Raw genomic sequence first — 16,132 nt, 5'->3', positions numbered from 1 at the left:
GGAAAATTTATAACTATGTAACAAAATCTTAACCAGAGTCATGGGAGTTAAATTTAACACGATGTGTACTGTAGTTTCCTTTTTCTCCTCTAGCTTTAACACCATCAATTACGGCATAGGCAAGTTCTAACTCGTCGTCAAACATTTTTCCCGCTAGTTCATGTTTTTTCAGGTGTTGCCATTCCAATTCAATCGGATTCATTTCAGAGCAATATTTCGGCAAAAAGAAGAGGTACAAACCCATTTGTTCCCACTTTGCCCATAACTGCTGTACCTGAAGACATCGATGTATCGGACCATTGTCTTGCACTATTACCCTGATGCGCCCTATCTTTTGGGCATCTGCCGCTTCTTGCTCCATCATCTCGATATAAGCTTTTCTGTTAACACCTCCGATAACCAGACCGTAAATAAAGCTTATTATTGGTTGAAAAAATCCGATAATACTTAATCTGCGACCACGACGCTGGGTTTGTTCCAGACGTTTTTGCTCACCTCGCGGGTAATAAGTGTAACCCGGTTCGCTCCATGCACAAAACCCTGATTCATCTAAATACTTCAGGTCTATTTCTCCAGCAGCAGCAGATAATTCCAGCATATCTAGGTCTGCCTGCTTTTTTTCCCGTATTACAGGGTCTTGTTTTCCTTTATGACTCTTTCTGGCTCGTTTCCAAATGATCCCCTTTTTTTGAGTACCCGTCTTAATCTATCGGGACTCAGTTTAATTTGGCGCTCGCTTTCTAATTTTTGGGCTAGTTGAAGACTGTTGTATGTGCGTGGTTCCTTTTTCAGGCATTCTTCCAAAAAAACTATGTCTGATTCCTTGCACTTTGGTTTTCCGCCACGAAGAAAGTTTTTCCCAAAGCCCTTGTATACCAAGCTTTTCCCATTTATGTAAAACTTCTCTCACTGTTTGTGGAGTCCAGTTAAAATGGGCGGCTATTTTTTCCACGTACCAGCCATGTGCATTTAACCTGATTATCTCTGCTCGGTCTTTGACTTTCTGTGGTGCATCCGCAGTTCTTAGGTTTAATAGAGTTTTATCTTGATCGCGAGTCAAAAACACCCTTAAACGAGCGCCCATATCTTTGTCACCTCGGTAGATGCATTCTCCGTATTTACTTATCTTTACATAGTTTGGTTTTTTCGCGCCGACTTACTTATTCTCCTGATTAACTTGAATAAATAATATACCATTCATCACTCCAATAGCCTGCATCAGTAGGGCTTTCGGCAATCACTCGTGAGAATTTATTCCTCTTAGGCGATGGATTACAACCTGCCTAAGAGCGATGTCTACGACGGGCTGTCCGGTGTCGCTACTTTAACGGGGCTGCTTGGTGTCAAAGAAAATGGATTGGATGCTTATCCAACTTGAAAAAACTTTTTCACTTTTGACAGGCTAACTCAAAAATATATCCTCTGCTAGATCCAAAATAACTACTTAATTAATAAAGTCAGGTATGTTGCATACAAAAATAATAAGTAATAGATGAAAGTTGCCATCCCAACAAATACAGCAGAAATCCTGAAGCAAGTTCACCAATTAGAGTCCACGTTAGGTCTGAAAAATGAAGCCTGTCGCTCCAAATTTTTAATTCATCCTTACTTAACGTCAAAAGTTTTTTTGTTTTTGCATGGTTTTACAGCAGGCCCTTACCAGTTCGAGCCGCTCGGTCAAGCCTTTTTTAAAAACGGATATAACGTTCTGATTCCTTTACAGCCTGGTCATGGGCGCTCAGGCGACTGGAGTCGTCAAAATCCTCCACCATTACCAACAGATATTCAGATATATCAACACTTTCTCCTCAAGTGGTTGCAGATTGCAAAAACACTAGGTCAACAAGTTGTAATTGGTGGATTGTCAACAGGTGGAACTTTAGCTGCTTGGTTAGCTTTAGAGCATCCCCAGGAGATTGACCGCACTTTATTGTTCACCCCTTATTTAGCTAGCCGTTACTCACTATTAGATCAACTTATCAAAATCCTACCAATTTACTTTGAATGGTTCAACAAAGATGCATCTGGCAATTTTGGTTATAAAGGTTTTTGTCTCAAGGCATTACGGATATTTCTTCAGTTGGCAGGGGAAGTTTCAAAAAAGGCTCAAGGCTGTGTTTCAGCCCCTATTTTAATGGTATGTAGTGAAGCAGATCGCGCTGTTAACCTTTCCAAACAACAAGATTTTTTCCGAAAGGTAGTTAAACAGCAACCGAAATCCTGGTATTACTGTTTCGATGATTCGCTTCACATTGAACACCGAATGATGACAAAACTGGAAGACAATGATTATGAGGAGCTGGTAATTACTCTTGCAAAAGCATTTGTTGAGAGTGATTTGACTTGGGTAGAGTTTGAGCAAATAGCAAAGCAGATAACCCAGGGACAAACCTATGACCAAATCATGCTCAAACTCAACTTTGATGGACAAGTTTCTCAACAGCTAGCTGCAATGATGACTCAAGCTTTTGGCTGTGAGCATCTCAACTGCATCGATCCAGATTCCTAAACCCACGGTCTTCTTTGAAATGCCTAATGTGAGAGCAATTGAACGTACTCTGTAGAGCCATCGCTGTTTCTTACTTCCTTGCGCTTAATGCCTGTTGACTCAATTGCATCACAACATTTTGGGGCAATGGGTCTATGACACCATCAGTAGGCAGTGATTGGATAAAAGCTGTTACCTCTTGCTGGGTTTTGTATTTCCCCTCACTCCAAGCATCAGCAATCTGTTTCGCTACCCGGTCAGCATCATCAGGGTTCGCATGGGCGGTAATACATTGAATATCATTACCTGTAAATGATATCCATGTCTGCCAAAGTCCCGTAACTGGATGCTGAACAATCCCTGTGGTCAGTTCATTGTCCTCAAGCACTGATTTTTTCTTTGACCCACCGAATCCTTTAAACATAGCTGTATTTAGTAAACGCTATTTTAAAATGCCCAAAATCAACACAGCGATCGCTCTAGTAAGCTGCTAACAGGTTTGACTCCATTGAATTGTGGGCGATAATCTACTGGTTTGTGCATTCCCATTAATCACCTTGGAACCCAACCAGCTAAATTTATTTTCTGATTTGACCGTCACACCAGCACGCAGAGCAGAGACACTGGTAATGAGCCTTGAGGTGCTGTTGAAGTGGAAATCTCAGATTTTTGAATATCAGTATTATGTGAGAGAGAACAAACCACCACAGCAGACGGTATTATTTGACCTTCCCCTTAAGCACTGCAATCCAGACCAAATTGATCCACTCTTGCTGCGGCTTGTGCCAATGTCGTTTTATAGGATGCCAGCAAACAGCCCAGGTGATGCGTGTCTCTATTTCATCATTGACTCGGCGGCTGGTTTGATTTTGTATGTGGGGGAACCTGTCGTAGTAACAAGCGATGGCAGGGTATACACGCCTGCAAAGATTACATCGCCAGCTACCACAGGATTTACATTATCGCTATGGGTTACTCTCCAGCAGTCAACGCCGCATTTTGGTGGGATGCTCCGGTTGATCGACGCACACGGCAAGAGTTGGAGTTGAACCTTATTTTGAAGCGGCGCAGTCCATTTAATAGGGAGAACTGGGAGCGCTGGGGCCAGCCTTTTGGGTAGAGTGGCTTACTTATGCTTTATGGCGCTACTTTTTCTTTAAACTGTAACAAGCAGAAAACGCAGGTACTTTAGTTGCTGGGATAGTCATTGGCTCATTGGTTTTCGGATTACGCCCTTCACGCTAGTAGCGATGCCGAAGGCGGCAAGCTACGCGTCGCTCGAATAGGCCAAACCCTATAATTCCAGAGGCGTTACGCTTGATATAAGGAAATAAACTTAGTTAAGATCCCAAAATGTCCTCACCACAAATCCAATCCTACGGTTGTAACAACTCTCTAGACCAGCCTTTATCCACTCTGCCGTCGTGGAAAATCAAACTGCTGTATGACGGCCAATGTCCCTTGTGTCTGCGTGAGGTTAACTTTTTGAAAAAGCGGGACGCGGGTCGAGGGCTGGTGGCGTTTGTAGATATTGCGGCTGATGACTACAATCCCCAAGCAGATGGCGGTGTTGACTATGAAACTGCAATGGGGCGTATTCATGCTGTGTTGCCAGACGGAACGCTAGTTAAAAATGTTGAAGTTTTCCATCGCATTTACGAAATTCTGGGGATGGGTTGGGTCTATGCTGCAACTTCCTTACCAGTTATCGGTGCTATTGCCGACTTCCTATATGGAATTTGGGCTGATTGGCGACTTTTTCTAACAGGACGACCAGATTTAGCGACTATTGTACGAGAGCGTTCTTTTCGACTTGCTTGCAAGACCCAAAGCCGTTGTCGCCTAATGGATGAAGATGACTAAGCCCAGTTTCACAATTACTACAGATAAACTAAGGACAACATTAAATGCAATAAATATTTTAAGTGATGTCTACGACGGGCTGTCCGGTGTCGCTTGATTAAACGCTTTTGCGGAACATGATAGCCATCCCACAATGAAGACTTAGCCAATAGCCGAAAATAGCGTAATAAAGAAATTTATAAGAGGTCAATGCTTTCGCTATTTGGAGCGGCTCAAGAAGAACGTCCAATGAGCCATCAAAGAGACTTACGTAAGCGTTCCAAGCTCGAACATTAAAGCCGAACCTGCGTGTATCGCCATATCTGCGATTATAGAAATCTACAATCTCCCATCCATGACTAGTGCCTAAAAATTCGAGGATTTCATGCGTGTATATATGAAGGTGGTACGGGACATGCACAGGGTTATAATGATCGGGTAAGTCGGGTCGGTTTAGGTCGATATTAGCGGCGTTAGGTGTAGTAATTAGAATATAACCCTTAGAAGACAGCAGGCTGTTTAACTGGCTTAATAATGCATTAGGGTCTTCAACGTGTTCGATGACCTCATGGAGCAAAATGTAATCAAATTGCCCATGCCCAAGAACTGCCGGATTGCCGAAGCTATCCTCTGATGCATAAGGATCATAACCGTAAGAGTTGGTAAAGCCGCGTTCCCGAAAATATTGTACAAACAGACCGTTGCCACCACAGCCATAATCGAGCAAAGAGTGAGTTTTAGAAAACCCATGTTTGGTCAACTGACGATATACATTGCTACACAAAGATCGATATCCCTGTGTTAATTTAGCTTGAGCAAGAGGGTATTTTGCATAGTAATGGTCAAGATCCACTGCATCTAGACAATGAATCGTCTTGCAGTGCGGACATTTCCAAACCTTGAACTTTTCGCCTATAAAGGCTCTAACATTACAAGGGAACGTAAAAAATGCAGATTTATCATTTGCATCAAGATGATAATGACAAATCACGCATTCAAGGCGTTGCTTGCTTGTATTAACTTGTTTCGGTTGCAATTGCATGAGAATTTATCTAAACCTCATCCAGCTTGAAAACTGGAGTTTTCTAGAAAACATATTACTGTGAATGAGTGGGTACAGAGGATGAAACAGGGATACTCAAAGTAGAATGCGTAGGCGCAACAAGCCTTCTCTTGGAGACACTCTGCGCGTTCGGCATCGCTGGAATGAAAGTACCTCCGTGTCAGCTTTCAAGAATAATTGCTCGTATGAGGGTGGCTAAAACACGTAAGTTTGGGGTGCAATCCCTGAATTATCTCAGTTTTGAACAGATTTTCAACATAGCGATCGCGACTGGTGTGTACATTCCACAAGTTGAGTTGATTTTATGATTGAAATAAGTGCCAAATATCAAGCCATACTTAAAAAGTAATTTAAGCAGGAATGATTAAAGCAATTAGTGAACGCTTATCAAGTGATTGAACTTTTCCTACAGAGTTGAGATCAGTTACAACCCGGTCTAGTAATTCTCCGGCTTGCTCACGATATTGATGTTCCCGACCTCGTAAACGAACTGCAAACTTCACCGAATCGCCTTTACTCAACCACCCAACTGCTTGTTCAATACGTAACTTATAATCAGCTACACCTATATTCAAACCAAACCGAACTTCTTTTACTACTGGTCTAGCACTTTGTGCCTGACGCTTTTTCTTTTGATACTGAAGCTTACCATAATTCAGAATCTTTGCAACTGGAGCCTCTTTTCCTTCAGACACTAATACTAGGTCTAACTCTAGGCTTTCGGCTAGCTGTAATGCTTCATTGGTATCGGTTAAACCACGATTATTATTCTCATGGTCAATCAAGAAAACTTGGGGTGACTTGATTTGCGAGTTTATTAGTTGTTTTGGAATTGCGATAACGTTTGACTCCCATGTATTACAAATCTATAAAGTATTAGTCATACCGACTGTTGACAGCCTTGTTTTATAAATCTATCGTAACCTAATCTTTTGCTTCTCTTTATTTACAGAACCTGCATGGCATGGAGCGCTTCTATTGAGAATCACCTACATACTTTGGTTTTGACTGATTCTATAATCACCTTTTAACACGGCTGTACTTATTTGAAGGTAATTATACAGGCATCGTGCAGGGGAAATACATTGACATTAGTAACTATCCTAAAGCCATTCTAGATTGGTCAAAGACGCGTAAAGTTAATGGCAAAGTTGTTTCTGACTTACGAAAGCAAACCAAACAGCGATTGTTAAGCCAAGGTGGAGATGAATACAATAATGCGAACGCTGCTAAAGAAACAGTTGAGAAATACTGGCAGCATCAAGACAGAGAGTACAAAGAATATCAACAAAAGCTTACTGAGGCGCAAAAGTAAAGCATTGTCTAGATTTTAAACCAAGCTCCTCTCTCTCTTTACTAAATAAAATCACCATTCAACAATACTTTGTCGCGTCTTCCCCGCATTCATCTACTAAATACAACAAACACTTATAACGAAGACTAATTATTTGTTCATAAAGAGGATTGATTTTACATAATAGGGGAATGTGAAAGAGTGTCCGCCCGAAAATTGATACAGTTCTTTCAAAAGGACAGTGAGATGGAATTAGTTTACATAATAGTCTGGCTAATTTGGGATTATGAATTTCTAATCTTTCAACCTGATAACGTATCTGGTTTAATAAGCTGTGATTTAAATGGTCTTGCTTAGGTAAATTCATATATCAACTCTCTTTCCCGAAATCTATTCCTCTAAAATGACAGTTATCTTCAGACAAAAACATCGTAAATTTACGAAACTATTTCTCTTCTTAAAGAAAGCTAATTGAAATCTCAGTAAAATTCCTTAAAATCCAACCATCAGCACACCATCGCCAGCAACCATGTCTGTCTGCTGCCATCATTAAAAACAATTGGTAGCCCTCTGTTGCCATCAGTTACAACTGTGGTTGCTCTTGGGCAGAACTGCGATTTTTGGAAATAGTGAAAATCTTCCTACATCTGGCTACATTATCGCTTATCCTTTTAAAGGAGAAGATTGTTCGTACTATTTGAGCAATGTTGTATGGACAAGAATGAAAAACAAATCCTTGATTCATGGCAGATGAATGCTTTGTTATGGGCACAAGCAATTCGTCAGCAGCAAATCTATTCTCGTGCGATCGCCACTGATGCCGCTATACTCAAAACAGTAAGCCAACTTAATCCACAAACATTCTTAGACATTGGATGCGGTGAGGGATGGTTGTCTCGACAGCTTTTTTCTTTAGGAATTGATGGATGGGGTGTTGATTTTTGTGCCGATCTCATTGACGCAGCAAGGGATAGTGGTGATTCTCGCTTTGTTGTCTGTTCCTACTCGGATCTTGCATCACAAAGATTTAGCACCATTAGCTATTTCTCTTGCTTTATCTGCAACTTTTCAATTATAGGCGAATGCGCTCTTGATGAGATCGCCAAGGCAGGCCATAGCCTGTTAGAGTCCAAAGGCAAAATCATCATTCAAACCCTTCATCCGATAATTGCTTGCGGTGACTCTACATACTCCAATGGATGGCGCGAAACTTCATGGCAAACAGTTTCAGATAAGCCATTTCACCCTGCTCCTTGGTATTTCAGAACGCTCGAATCATGGATCAACGAGTTCCATGCTTTAAATTACCGATTGTTAAATTTATATGAGCCATGCGATCCCAAAACGAACAAACCGATTTCAATTATTTTTGTCTTTGAGCGCGAATAAAGTATTAAACGCATTTGTTAATAAACATCCCGATACTGGTTTTTGCCCTCAGCTAAGTCAATCATAGGAGTTGGTAGTCTTGAAATAGTCAACTGTAACGCTTGCATTTGAGGAAAATCACGCTTAATAATTTCGATAGTTTTTCTTTGACTCTCTTGATTTTTAACTATCAGTTGTGCAGTGCCATCCCCCTGAGAACCTACGCCTTTTCCTCCAAAGATATAAGGCTTAAGTGGCTCATGAGCGAGAAGCAGATGAAGATTTTTTGCAGTTAATTGCTCAGGACAAGCTGGAACTACGTGCAGATCAAATTCTGCTTGGGCTTTTGTCATTAAAGCTCCAAGAACTTGGGCATCTCCGAGTTGTATTGCTTCAACTGCTGCTTGGGTAATTTCAGAGCTAATAGAACCAAAATATTTTTGGACATTTTGCTCTATTGAATTAGTAGCCCAAGGATAACACCGATTCAATCGTCTTAGTATTTCTTGTGTGTTTTTGCTACCGCCGAGATCGACAATCACAAAAAACAAATCCTCACCCACTTTCAATTCAAGTAGGTCGATTTTTTCACCATCAAATATCATCAATATTGGGCAATTTCCGTAAGCACAAGCCTGATCCATACGACCACAAAGGCTAGGAGTGTTTCTTTCTCCTTTGTAGGCAAACTCCATTTCTGAACGAATTGTCATCTCCAAGCCATACAGACGATTAAAAGCCCTCGCAATCAGAACGCAAAAGGCAGCACTCGAAGATAATCCCTTTTGGATGGGTAAGTCGGTTAGATAATTATCAACCTCAAGTCCGCCGACACCATAGTGAGTCAGAAATTGATAAGCTGTACCAGCAGCATAACTAAAAAAACCGCCCTCTTTGGCTATGGACTTAAGAGTATTAGATTCCATAGGTAATTTGAGCGGTTCATAACTCCTGCCATCATTGAGAGAAGCACGAATAATTAATTCAGTAGAATTAGGCAAGACATTGGCATAAATTCCTTGATTAGTACCAACAATTAAGGTGTAGCCCTTTTCGAGAAGAGGATTAACACTGCGATATTCTCCTGCCCAGTCTGTGTGTTCTCCAAACAAACAAAGACGACCCGGAACAAAAATTCTCATTTTAACTTTCCTGTTCTTAATCAAGGTATATTATCCTGATTAACTTGAATAGATAACATACCAGTCATCACTCCAAGAGCCTACATCACCAGGGCTTTCGGGAATCACTCATGAGAATCGATTGCTCTTAGGCGATGACTACGCTCCATAAGAGTGATGTCTACGACGGGCTGTCCGGTGTCGCTACTTCCTTCATCCCCTGATTTGCCTTCTCAGCACTCCATCACCAGCAACTATGTCCTGTGTACCACCAAGGAAGAAGCTCAAAGTCGCGGATGTGTCGTAGTACTTGCGCTTGCCTTGCGGTTACTTCTAAGTAATGCCAACTTCAAGATTATTCGTTTTTTGCGTAAAGCACGAAACTTGAGGTGAACATTCTGAACAAGCTTTGTTTCCGTATAATAAATAGTTAGGGTTCCCACTTGACTACACAAACATAAAGAAGTTTTGCTTCGATTCGTACCCTAGACATAATGGAATAGATATATGCCCCAGAATTTCTAGAGGTGTCAGTATGACTGTTATCACTCCTGATCGTTTCGTCGTAGAGGAAAGCCCTTCTCACGCCGCGCATGAGCCAAATCGCACCCTCTGGATCAGCGAAGCAGGAGGGCTTACCCTGTTTGGCGCGTTCATCGAAGTTCTGCAACCTGGCTCTCGTTCATCGATCAAGCATTGGCATAGTGCTGAGGATGAAATGGTCTATGTCCTCGAAGGCGAGATCACGCTCATTGAAGCAGACACAAAGACTGTATTACGTCCTGGCGATGCTGCAACTTTTCAAGCAGGAGTGGCGGTAGGTCACTTCCTTGAGAATCGCAGTGCCTTGGCAACGCGATGCCTAGTAGTCGGCAACCGAGCGGCAGTAGACACAATCACGTATCCTGACCTTGATCGGGTATGTCACCGCGATCGATCCCTGCCAGACGACATCTGGACTAACAGTGTGGGAGAACCTGCTCCGAGTCCCTACTAGCAATAATTGCAGGATGCTTTTTGTACTATTTTTGTGGGTTTACCTTGACTAAATCTTTTGCCAGACATGGTAGTTGGTATATTTGATACAGGGATTTTAGCAGGGTTTGAGGGTTGTGAGGGGAGCGATCGCCATGCATCCTCTAAGAACGGCGCACTTCAACAGTTATTTCCGTGATCAGGCGATCGCCTGACGATGCTAGAGATGATTGCTTTACAATTATTGGAGCAGAAAGCCCACCAACAAAAGACTAAAAACCCATATCTAGGCTAATGTATTTTATATCTGATAAATTTAATTTTTGGCATTTCTACATACTCGAATTTGTGGAATCACAACAAACCAATTCTCCGAAATTTCTCCTGTTATATCATCTCTCTTAGTATGGTGATATAGATATCGGACTGTTACTTCACCAGGCTGAAACTGGAACTGTCCAGGGAAAATACCTTTATGCTTAAGAAGTTGTGTTCCCCTCTTTGATAGACAACCAATTTCATCATTATTTGGTGTGAGAATTCTCCAAGCATTATTATGGTTATTTGCTTTTAACTCAAGAACATCACCCTCACATAAATTTTTAATAACATTTTGTCTATTTTGAGTGCTTTGATATCCTAAATAAACATTACCTGGAGCTAAATCAAAGTAACGCATTAACTGAGGAAGTTGAGTTTCACTATAATCAATAACCTCTGAAGTTAAACCAGCTTGCTGTACAAATAAATTCTGCTGAGTAGAACAAACAATTAATTCTTCTTTGGCGCGAGTCATAGCAACATAAAAGAGTCGTCGTTCTGATTCCATCTCATTGCAATTAGTTTTAAATCCATCACCTAAAAATATGACTTTACGGAACTCCAAACCTTTTGAACCATGACAGCTAGTAACTAAGACTGAGTTATCTTCTAGGAAGGATTCACCATTTTCATTAAACTCAAATATAGCAGTCAATATTTCATCAACGCTAATAGGTAGTACAATATCTTCAAACCCATAGCCTCGTTCTTTATCTAAATCTCTAGCAATATTTATTAAGATTTTAACAGTAGGTTCTGTTAAGCTACGACCAGTACGTTCAAAAAACGCCTCAAATCTTTTCTTAACTAATTCTTCAGGATTTAAAACTAGGCTATAGTCTTTCTGTAAAGCATTAATTAGTAAACGAGTACAACGATTTTTTAGTAGTGGAATAGTATTATTTTTCAATGCATAAGTAGATATACTTTCTTTTTCTAAAAGCAAGCGGATAGGACTCAAATCATCCCAACGAATAGCTAAAATAGCGATTTCATGAGGAGCAATCCCTACGTTGACCCAAGATTGAATTTTGTCTTTAATCCATCCTGCTTGTCGTGATAAATTATTGAACTTTAAAGTGGAGACTACCTCTCCTCTTAATCCTTGGCGTTCAGAGTTAATACGAACTTGCTCTTCTAGAGCCTGTTTACAGCGTATTAAGTTATTTTGGATAAGACAATTAGCAGTTTCAATAATATTTTCTGTAGAGCGGTAATTTTCGTTAAGTAGTAATCGTTTTGCTTTATATTCTTCTTGGAATTGAAGGATATATCTAGTATCAGCACCTTGAAACGTAAAAACATTTTGGTCATCATCTCCAATAACACAGAGATTAATTTGTACCGACTGTGTTTTATCCTCAGATTGATTTAAGCCAGAAATTAACTTAATTAAGCGATATTCTTGTTCGCTAACATCTTGGTATTCATCAACAAAGATATATTCTAATTTTCCTAATAATTGAATTCGTCGTGCCTGAGTATCTTCATCTGCATCTTCAAATTCTTCGCCTTTTTCAATTAATTGGCAAGCTTCAACCAAAAGCCGATCAAAATTTATTGTTTGAGTTCCTCTGTATTCACCTACTGTCCGTCCCAAAAGTGATAAGGCTAAACCGTGGAAAGTAAAGACCCGAATTCGTGATGCTTGTTCGCCAATCAAATTACGCAACCGCAACCGTAATTCTCTAACTGCATTACGGTTGTAAGCTAAAACAAGAATACGCTTCGGCTCAACTCGCTTAACCTTTACAAGATAAGCAATCCGGTGAACAATAGTTTTTGTTTTACCAGAACCAGGGCCTGCTATCACTGCCATTGTTGGGTGTGAAGCTAAAACAATTTCTTTTTGAGCAGGGTTAAGCGGTTCTAGAATACGGTTGTAGTCTTCTGGAAGAATCGGTCTGGTAATCTCTTGTGCCAAAAATTGGTACTTTGAAACGAATTCTTCTTGATTTGTACCAAAGTAATCATTAACGAATTGCTGACGTTGTTCTGCTGACTTTAGTTTTCCATATTGCACCATGTAATGAGTGCGACGAGTTTGTTCATCATAGTGAGCTTCAACTTCAGGGTAACGGCGTTTTACGCTGGAAATACTTGCATTTTTTATGACACGGACTTTCAGCGACTGTTGAAAGAGATTCAGCCCATCACTTAATCGAATAACTTTTCTCTGGTGCAGCCACAAAAGAATAACTTCTAACTTTTCATTATTCCAGTCAAGTTGAATTTTTTGGGTAACTTCTTTAGCAAGTTTACCTAATTCGTACTTCAGAGGTAATCTCGCCCCTGTTGTATCTCCCAATGCTTGATATAAAACTTCCAATACTGTAGTTGTGAGAATTTTATGCTCAGGTAAATGCTCTGCAACTTCCATTTTTCCTAAGCGAACCACATCACTAGAAATTCTACTTAACTTTAGCCATTTTTGAGCAACCCAACTTTCCAAAATATCTATGATGTTGGATGCTCTGATTTTTTTACTATTGTCTGGATCAAGTCGAGAAGCAAGTCCACGCAGATTTATTTGTATTTCATTTTCATTACCAAACAACTCATTAAGCACTTGGAGTAATTGGTCTTCTAACTGGCGAATGCGTTCATGATTATTACGGGCATCTCCTCTTACACCCTTAGTAATCACAAGTGTAATTGGTATTTCAAAAGAACAGACTTCAGCCTTTTGCAGTTCACGGATTCTAGCAGTCAAGTCATGTAAGCTAATTCCAGCTTCATCACTGAGGCGGTCGAGGGGGAACGGTTGATCATTACTATTACAATAAGCTTTCGCAATGTGCATTGCCTGAATCAGCCGCTCAAAGTTGTCTGCTTCAAACCGGGATAAATCCTTCATCCGGCTGTATTCCTCAAACTGCTCTATAGACTCAGCAAAGGTATTATGGCTTAGTTCAAATTCGATAAAGCTTGAAAAGTTCTCGGCTCGTTCTAATAAACCAAATTTTTCTAAGTAATGCAATCCTGCTTTTATTTTAGTATTTTGCTGTTCTGGTTCTTCACCAAACTCTTCATCAAAGTCGCCCAATTGAAAGATTTCATTGGTTGTCACCCAAAACCAATCATCTTTAGCACTGCCAAAAGTAAGATCGCGGATATGTCTGGTCGAGATCAAGACATTTTTTAAATCTTGTTCGCTCAGTTGGTTCAAACTTTGCAAACGAAAAACTGTATCAGCATCTTTTGGATCAAAGAGTAAAGTACAAATTGATGGTTTTTTGCCATCACGTCCTGCCCGTCCTGCCTCTTGGATGTAACCTTCTAAATTGGCGCTCATACAATGGTGAATAACAGAGCGTACATCTTTACGGTTTATACCCATGCCAAAGGCACAAGTTGCAGTAACTACATTCAATTTACCTGATTTGAATTCTTGCAAAACTTGTTGTTTTTGTTCTTTTGCAAGTTTCCCATGATAATATTTAGCTTCAATATGACTTTGTTTGAGAAGTTCTGCCAGCTTTTGGGCATTTTTGCGTGTAGTAGTGTAAATCAGGGTACTACCACCTAGTTTAAGAGCTTCTTTTACTTGATTCAACAAAACTTGCTCTTTATTCCCTGCTACTGGAATCACATTAAAAGTTAGATTATCTCTTGTTGTTGCCCCATCAATTGTGCGATTAATATTTAGTTTATGTTGGGCAAATAGCTCTTTAATATCTTCAATAACAGCAATTGTTGCTGTTGCTGTCATCAAAGCTAACAAAGGCATTGCAAGCTGCCGCTCTTGATATAATTCATGAATAAATTTCGGAATGTAACGGTAATCTGGTCGAAAATCGTGACCCCATTGGCTAACACAGTGAGCCTCATCAATTACCCAAAGAACCGGAGGGCGCTGTTCTAACAATGCTCGAATACTCATTGACCGCAATTGCTCAGGGCTGATGTACAGCAAACCTTTGGAACCAGAACGCAGTTCTGATAATCGCTGACGACGTTCTGCTGCTGAGAGATTACCATTAATGAAGATGGCGAAGAAAAACCCAGCTTGTTCTAAATCTGCTACCTGATCTGCCATTAGTGCTTGTAGCGGCGAAATCACGACAGTCAGCGCTTTGTGCCTTTCGTGGAACATGAAAGCTGGTAATTGATAGCATAAAGATTTACCACCACCAGTAGGCATGAGAACAAGTGGACGCTCATTATTAATAATTGCTTGGACAGCTTCTTCTTGCAAAGGTCGAAAACTGGGAATTTCAAAATATTCCAAGTAAGAGCTAATAGCAAATTCATCTGTACTTAAAGGACGCAAATTCTCAAGTACGGCTTGAAAACCATTTAAATGTCTGAGCCAATCACAAAAAACCTGCTTCGATTCATTGGTATTGCACTCATAGTTCCAAGCCAGTAATCCCGCCACGCATAATCTTGTCTCAAAATCATAAGTTTGTGGACTAGACCATATCTGCTGCAAATAGGATTGATTTATTCCCTTTAGCATTGTGTCTGGCAGCATTTCTATGGCGGGTTGTTCAATCTTCAAACCAAGGTGATCGCTGAAAAATTGTTGATATGCAAGGTCTGCATCTTCGCAACCACAAGTCAGGAGCCAAATATATACCTGTTGTACTTCATCAGGTTTTTTAAATAGTGCTTCTAATTGTTGAGCAAGTAATAATCGAGTTGCCTGTGCGTCTTCTAGAGGATTATTACTTGAATATTCACTTTGCTTATAATCTTTATTTAGCTTATGCGAATGCTGTAGAGGGAAAGCGAGTATTGATAGTTCTAAAGTGTCAATTATGTGCCAAGAAGATAATTGAGGTTCCTGCTCAATCAGATAAGGGTAATCAAAGCGGCGGAAGTTGTGACCGCATACTGCTAAATTACTATTTTTCAGCTTCCTCATTTCTTCGTAAGCTTGATTTAGATTCTCTTGATAGAAATCTTTTGTTAAGTTCAGAGATACCAATCCGATGCGGTATATATTATTTTCAGTATTAATTTCTAAGTCTAAATAAGCATAAAATAAGTCAATATTTGATAAATCTTGCATGAGAATCCCTAATTAGATTGCTTTTTCGCAATTTCATTTCTAAAAAATTACTAACTTAACTTACCCTGACTTGTTAAAAGATTTTAGCAACAAGTACTTATTTGTCAATAAATAGTACACAAATACTATGAATTGAACTCATGTATGCGTTGCCAATTCTGTTGTGTAATTTGTAGCGTTCGGCTGATGACATTACAATCAAAGTCTTCAAAACAGGGTCTTGTTTTCAGTTTTGCCTCAACAGTAGCTTTTCTAACACAAAACCTCTCAAACCGAATCTTCACGCTAGATTTCCTACCAATGCCACACATTAGTAGGACTTTCGGCAATAAGAGAGAGAATCGATTGGGGAGGCGATGGATTACGTCCCGTAAGAGCGATGTCTACGACGGGCTGCGCCTACGCTACTTCCTCCATTCCCAGATGTGCCTTCTCAACACACCATCACCAGCAACCATCTTCTGTGGCCTGCCAAGGCATTTGCTTACAATCGCGGATGCTGCCTGTGATTAGATAGTCAAGAGTTACTCGCAGAATACTGCTTACTTTGTATTGTAGGAATCATTAAGCACTATAATTCTTTACCCAGGTTTATAAAGAGTTAAGTGTATCTAAAAGCTCAAATACAGCTTGATAATTGCCT

The 16,132-nt window shown here is 40.2% G+C and carries 14 protein-coding genes and 2 pseudogenes; 7 read left to right on the top strand and 9 right to left on the bottom strand.

Features of this window, described 5'->3' with window-relative positions; genetic code table 11:
- Window positions 1–28 precede the first annotated feature (28 nt).
- Window positions 29–1,084, bottom strand: a pseudogene (locus ACFFRD_RS00160) (IS630 family transposase).
- Window positions 1,085–1,492: 408 nt separating this feature from the next.
- Between ACFFRD_RS00160 and ACFFRD_RS00155 the strand changes: the two are divergent.
- Window positions 1,493–2,509 (top strand): alpha/beta hydrolase, encoded by a 1,017-nt coding sequence (locus tag ACFFRD_RS00155; protein ID WP_392476045.1) that lies wholly within the window; start codon window positions 1,493–1,495, stop codon window positions 2,507–2,509.
- A gap of 70 nt (window positions 2,510–2,579) precedes the next feature.
- Here ACFFRD_RS00155 and ACFFRD_RS00150 read toward each other — a convergent pair whose 3' ends face one another.
- Complete coding sequence (locus ACFFRD_RS00150; protein ID WP_392476044.1) at window positions 2,580–2,876, bottom strand: hypothetical protein; 297 nt, start codon at window positions 2,874–2,876, stop codon at window positions 2,580–2,582.
- 127 nt (window positions 2,877–3,003) lie between these two features.
- On the opposite strand from ACFFRD_RS00150, the gene ACFFRD_RS00145 reads away from it, so the two are divergent.
- Window positions 3,004–3,537 carry a hypothetical protein gene (locus ACFFRD_RS00145; RefSeq protein WP_392476043.1) on the top strand — a complete coding sequence of 178 codons (534 nt, stop codon included), beginning with the start codon at window positions 3,004–3,006 and terminating at the stop codon, window positions 3,535–3,537.
- Window positions 3,538–3,625: 88 nt separating this feature from the next.
- Here the strand turns inward: ACFFRD_RS00145 and ACFFRD_RS00140 are convergent.
- Window positions 3,626–3,729 (bottom strand): annotated as a pseudogene (locus tag ACFFRD_RS00140) (HU family DNA-binding protein); the annotation flags it as partial.
- 112 nt (window positions 3,730–3,841) lie between these two features.
- Between ACFFRD_RS00140 and ACFFRD_RS00135 the strand changes: the two are divergent.
- Window positions 3,842–4,351, top strand: coding sequence for a thiol-disulfide oxidoreductase DCC family protein (locus ACFFRD_RS00135; protein WP_392476042.1), 510 nt, complete (start codon window positions 3,842–3,844; stop codon window positions 4,349–4,351).
- 97 nt (window positions 4,352–4,448) lie between these two features.
- Here ACFFRD_RS00135 and ACFFRD_RS00130 read toward each other — a convergent pair whose 3' ends face one another.
- Complete coding sequence (locus ACFFRD_RS00130) at window positions 4,449–5,372, bottom strand: methyltransferase domain-containing protein (RefSeq protein ID WP_392476041.1); 924 nt, start codon at window positions 5,370–5,372, stop codon at window positions 4,449–4,451.
- Window positions 5,373–5,743: 371 nt separating this feature from the next.
- Window positions 5,744–6,178: a translation initiation factor IF-3 gene (infC, locus tag ACFFRD_RS00125; RefSeq protein WP_190900311.1), complete on the bottom strand. Its 435-nt coding sequence runs from the start codon at window positions 6,176–6,178 to the stop codon at window positions 5,744–5,746.
- Window positions 6,179–6,462: 284 nt separating this feature from the next.
- On the opposite strand from infC, the gene ACFFRD_RS00120 reads away from it, so the two are divergent.
- Window positions 6,463–6,708 carry a hypothetical protein gene (locus ACFFRD_RS00120; protein WP_175587046.1) on the top strand — a complete coding sequence of 82 codons (246 nt, stop codon included), beginning with the start codon at window positions 6,463–6,465 and terminating at the stop codon, window positions 6,706–6,708.
- A gap of 58 nt (window positions 6,709–6,766) precedes the next feature.
- Here the strand turns inward: ACFFRD_RS00120 and ACFFRD_RS00115 are convergent, their stop codons facing one another.
- A complete protein-coding gene (locus ACFFRD_RS00115; protein ID WP_392476039.1) occupies window positions 6,767–7,054 on the bottom strand; it encodes a Mo-dependent nitrogenase C-terminal domain-containing protein in 288 nt (95 codons plus the stop codon).
- 344 nt (window positions 7,055–7,398) lie between these two features.
- Between ACFFRD_RS00115 and ACFFRD_RS00110 the strand changes: the two genes are divergently transcribed.
- Window positions 7,399–8,076: a class I SAM-dependent methyltransferase gene (locus tag ACFFRD_RS00110; protein WP_392476038.1), complete on the top strand. Its 678-nt coding sequence runs from the start codon at window positions 7,399–7,401 to the stop codon at window positions 8,074–8,076.
- 17 nt (window positions 8,077–8,093) lie between these two features.
- On the opposite strand, the gene ACFFRD_RS00105 is transcribed toward ACFFRD_RS00110, so the two are convergent.
- Entirely contained in the window at window positions 8,094–9,197 is a 1,104-nt protein-coding gene (locus tag ACFFRD_RS00105) for a mevalonate kinase (protein WP_392476036.1), read from the bottom strand.
- Between the two features lie 156 nt (window positions 9,198–9,353).
- Here ACFFRD_RS00105 and ACFFRD_RS00100 point away from each other — a divergent pair, with 156 nt between their 5' ends.
- A complete protein-coding gene (locus ACFFRD_RS00100) occupies window positions 9,354–9,569 on the top strand; it encodes a hypothetical protein (protein WP_163939454.1) in 216 nt (71 codons plus the stop codon).
- Between the two features lie 37 nt (window positions 9,570–9,606).
- Here the strand turns inward: ACFFRD_RS00100 and ACFFRD_RS00095 are convergent, their stop codons facing one another.
- Window positions 9,607–9,846 carry a hypothetical protein gene (locus tag ACFFRD_RS00095; protein WP_392476168.1) on the bottom strand — a complete coding sequence of 80 codons (240 nt, stop codon included), beginning with the start codon at window positions 9,844–9,846 and terminating at the stop codon, window positions 9,607–9,609.
- Between ACFFRD_RS00095 and ACFFRD_RS00090 the strand changes: the two genes are divergently transcribed.
- Entirely contained in the window at window positions 9,793–10,173 is a 381-nt protein-coding gene (locus ACFFRD_RS00090; protein WP_392476160.1) for a cupin domain-containing protein, read from the top strand. The genes ACFFRD_RS00095 and ACFFRD_RS00090 overlap by 54 nt on opposite strands.
- Before the next feature lie 294 nt (window positions 10,174–10,467).
- Here the strand turns inward: ACFFRD_RS00090 and ACFFRD_RS00085 are convergent, their stop codons facing one another.
- Entirely contained in the window at window positions 10,468–15,489 is a 5,022-nt protein-coding gene (locus ACFFRD_RS00085; RefSeq protein WP_392476035.1) for a RecQ family ATP-dependent DNA helicase, read from the bottom strand.
- Between the last annotated feature and the right edge of the window lie 643 nt (window positions 15,490–16,132).

The sequence above is a fragment of the Nostoc sp. C110 genome, from assembly GCF_043099725.1.
Taxonomy (GTDB): domain Bacteria; phylum Cyanobacteriota; class Cyanobacteriia; order Cyanobacteriales; family Nostocaceae; genus Nostoc; species Nostoc muscorum_A.
This window is presented reverse-complemented; position numbering and strand designations above follow the sequence as displayed.

What these genes read in the sequence shown, in the direction of transcription:
- ACFFRD_RS00135 (WP_392476042.1), top strand. Translation starts at nt 3,842, where the DNA reads ATGTCCTCACCACAAATCCAATCCTACGGTTGTAACAACTCTCTAGAC.
- ACFFRD_RS00155 (WP_392476045.1), top strand. Translation starts at nt 1,493, where the DNA reads ATGAAAGTTGCCATCCCAACAAATACAGCAGAAATCCTGAAGCAAGTT.
- ACFFRD_RS00105 (WP_392476036.1), bottom strand. Translation starts at nt 9,197, where the DNA reads ATGAGAATTTTTGTTCCGGGTCGTCTTTGTTTGTTTGGAGAACACACA.
- ACFFRD_RS00130 (WP_392476041.1), bottom strand. Translation starts at nt 5,372, where the DNA reads ATGCAATTGCAACCGAAACAAGTTAATACAAGCAAGCAACGCCTTGAA.
- ACFFRD_RS00115 (WP_392476039.1), bottom strand. Translation starts at nt 7,054, where the DNA reads ATGAATTTACCTAAGCAAGACCATTTAAATCACAGCTTATTAAACCAG.
- ACFFRD_RS00100 (WP_163939454.1), top strand. Translation starts at nt 9,354, where the DNA reads ATGTCTACGACGGGCTGTCCGGTGTCGCTACTTCCTTCATCCCCTGAT.
- ACFFRD_RS00085 (WP_392476035.1), bottom strand. Translation starts at nt 15,489, where the DNA reads ATGCAAGATTTATCAAATATTGACTTATTTTATGCTTATTTAGACTTA.
- ACFFRD_RS00110 (WP_392476038.1), top strand. Translation starts at nt 7,399, where the DNA reads ATGGACAAGAATGAAAAACAAATCCTTGATTCATGGCAGATGAATGCT.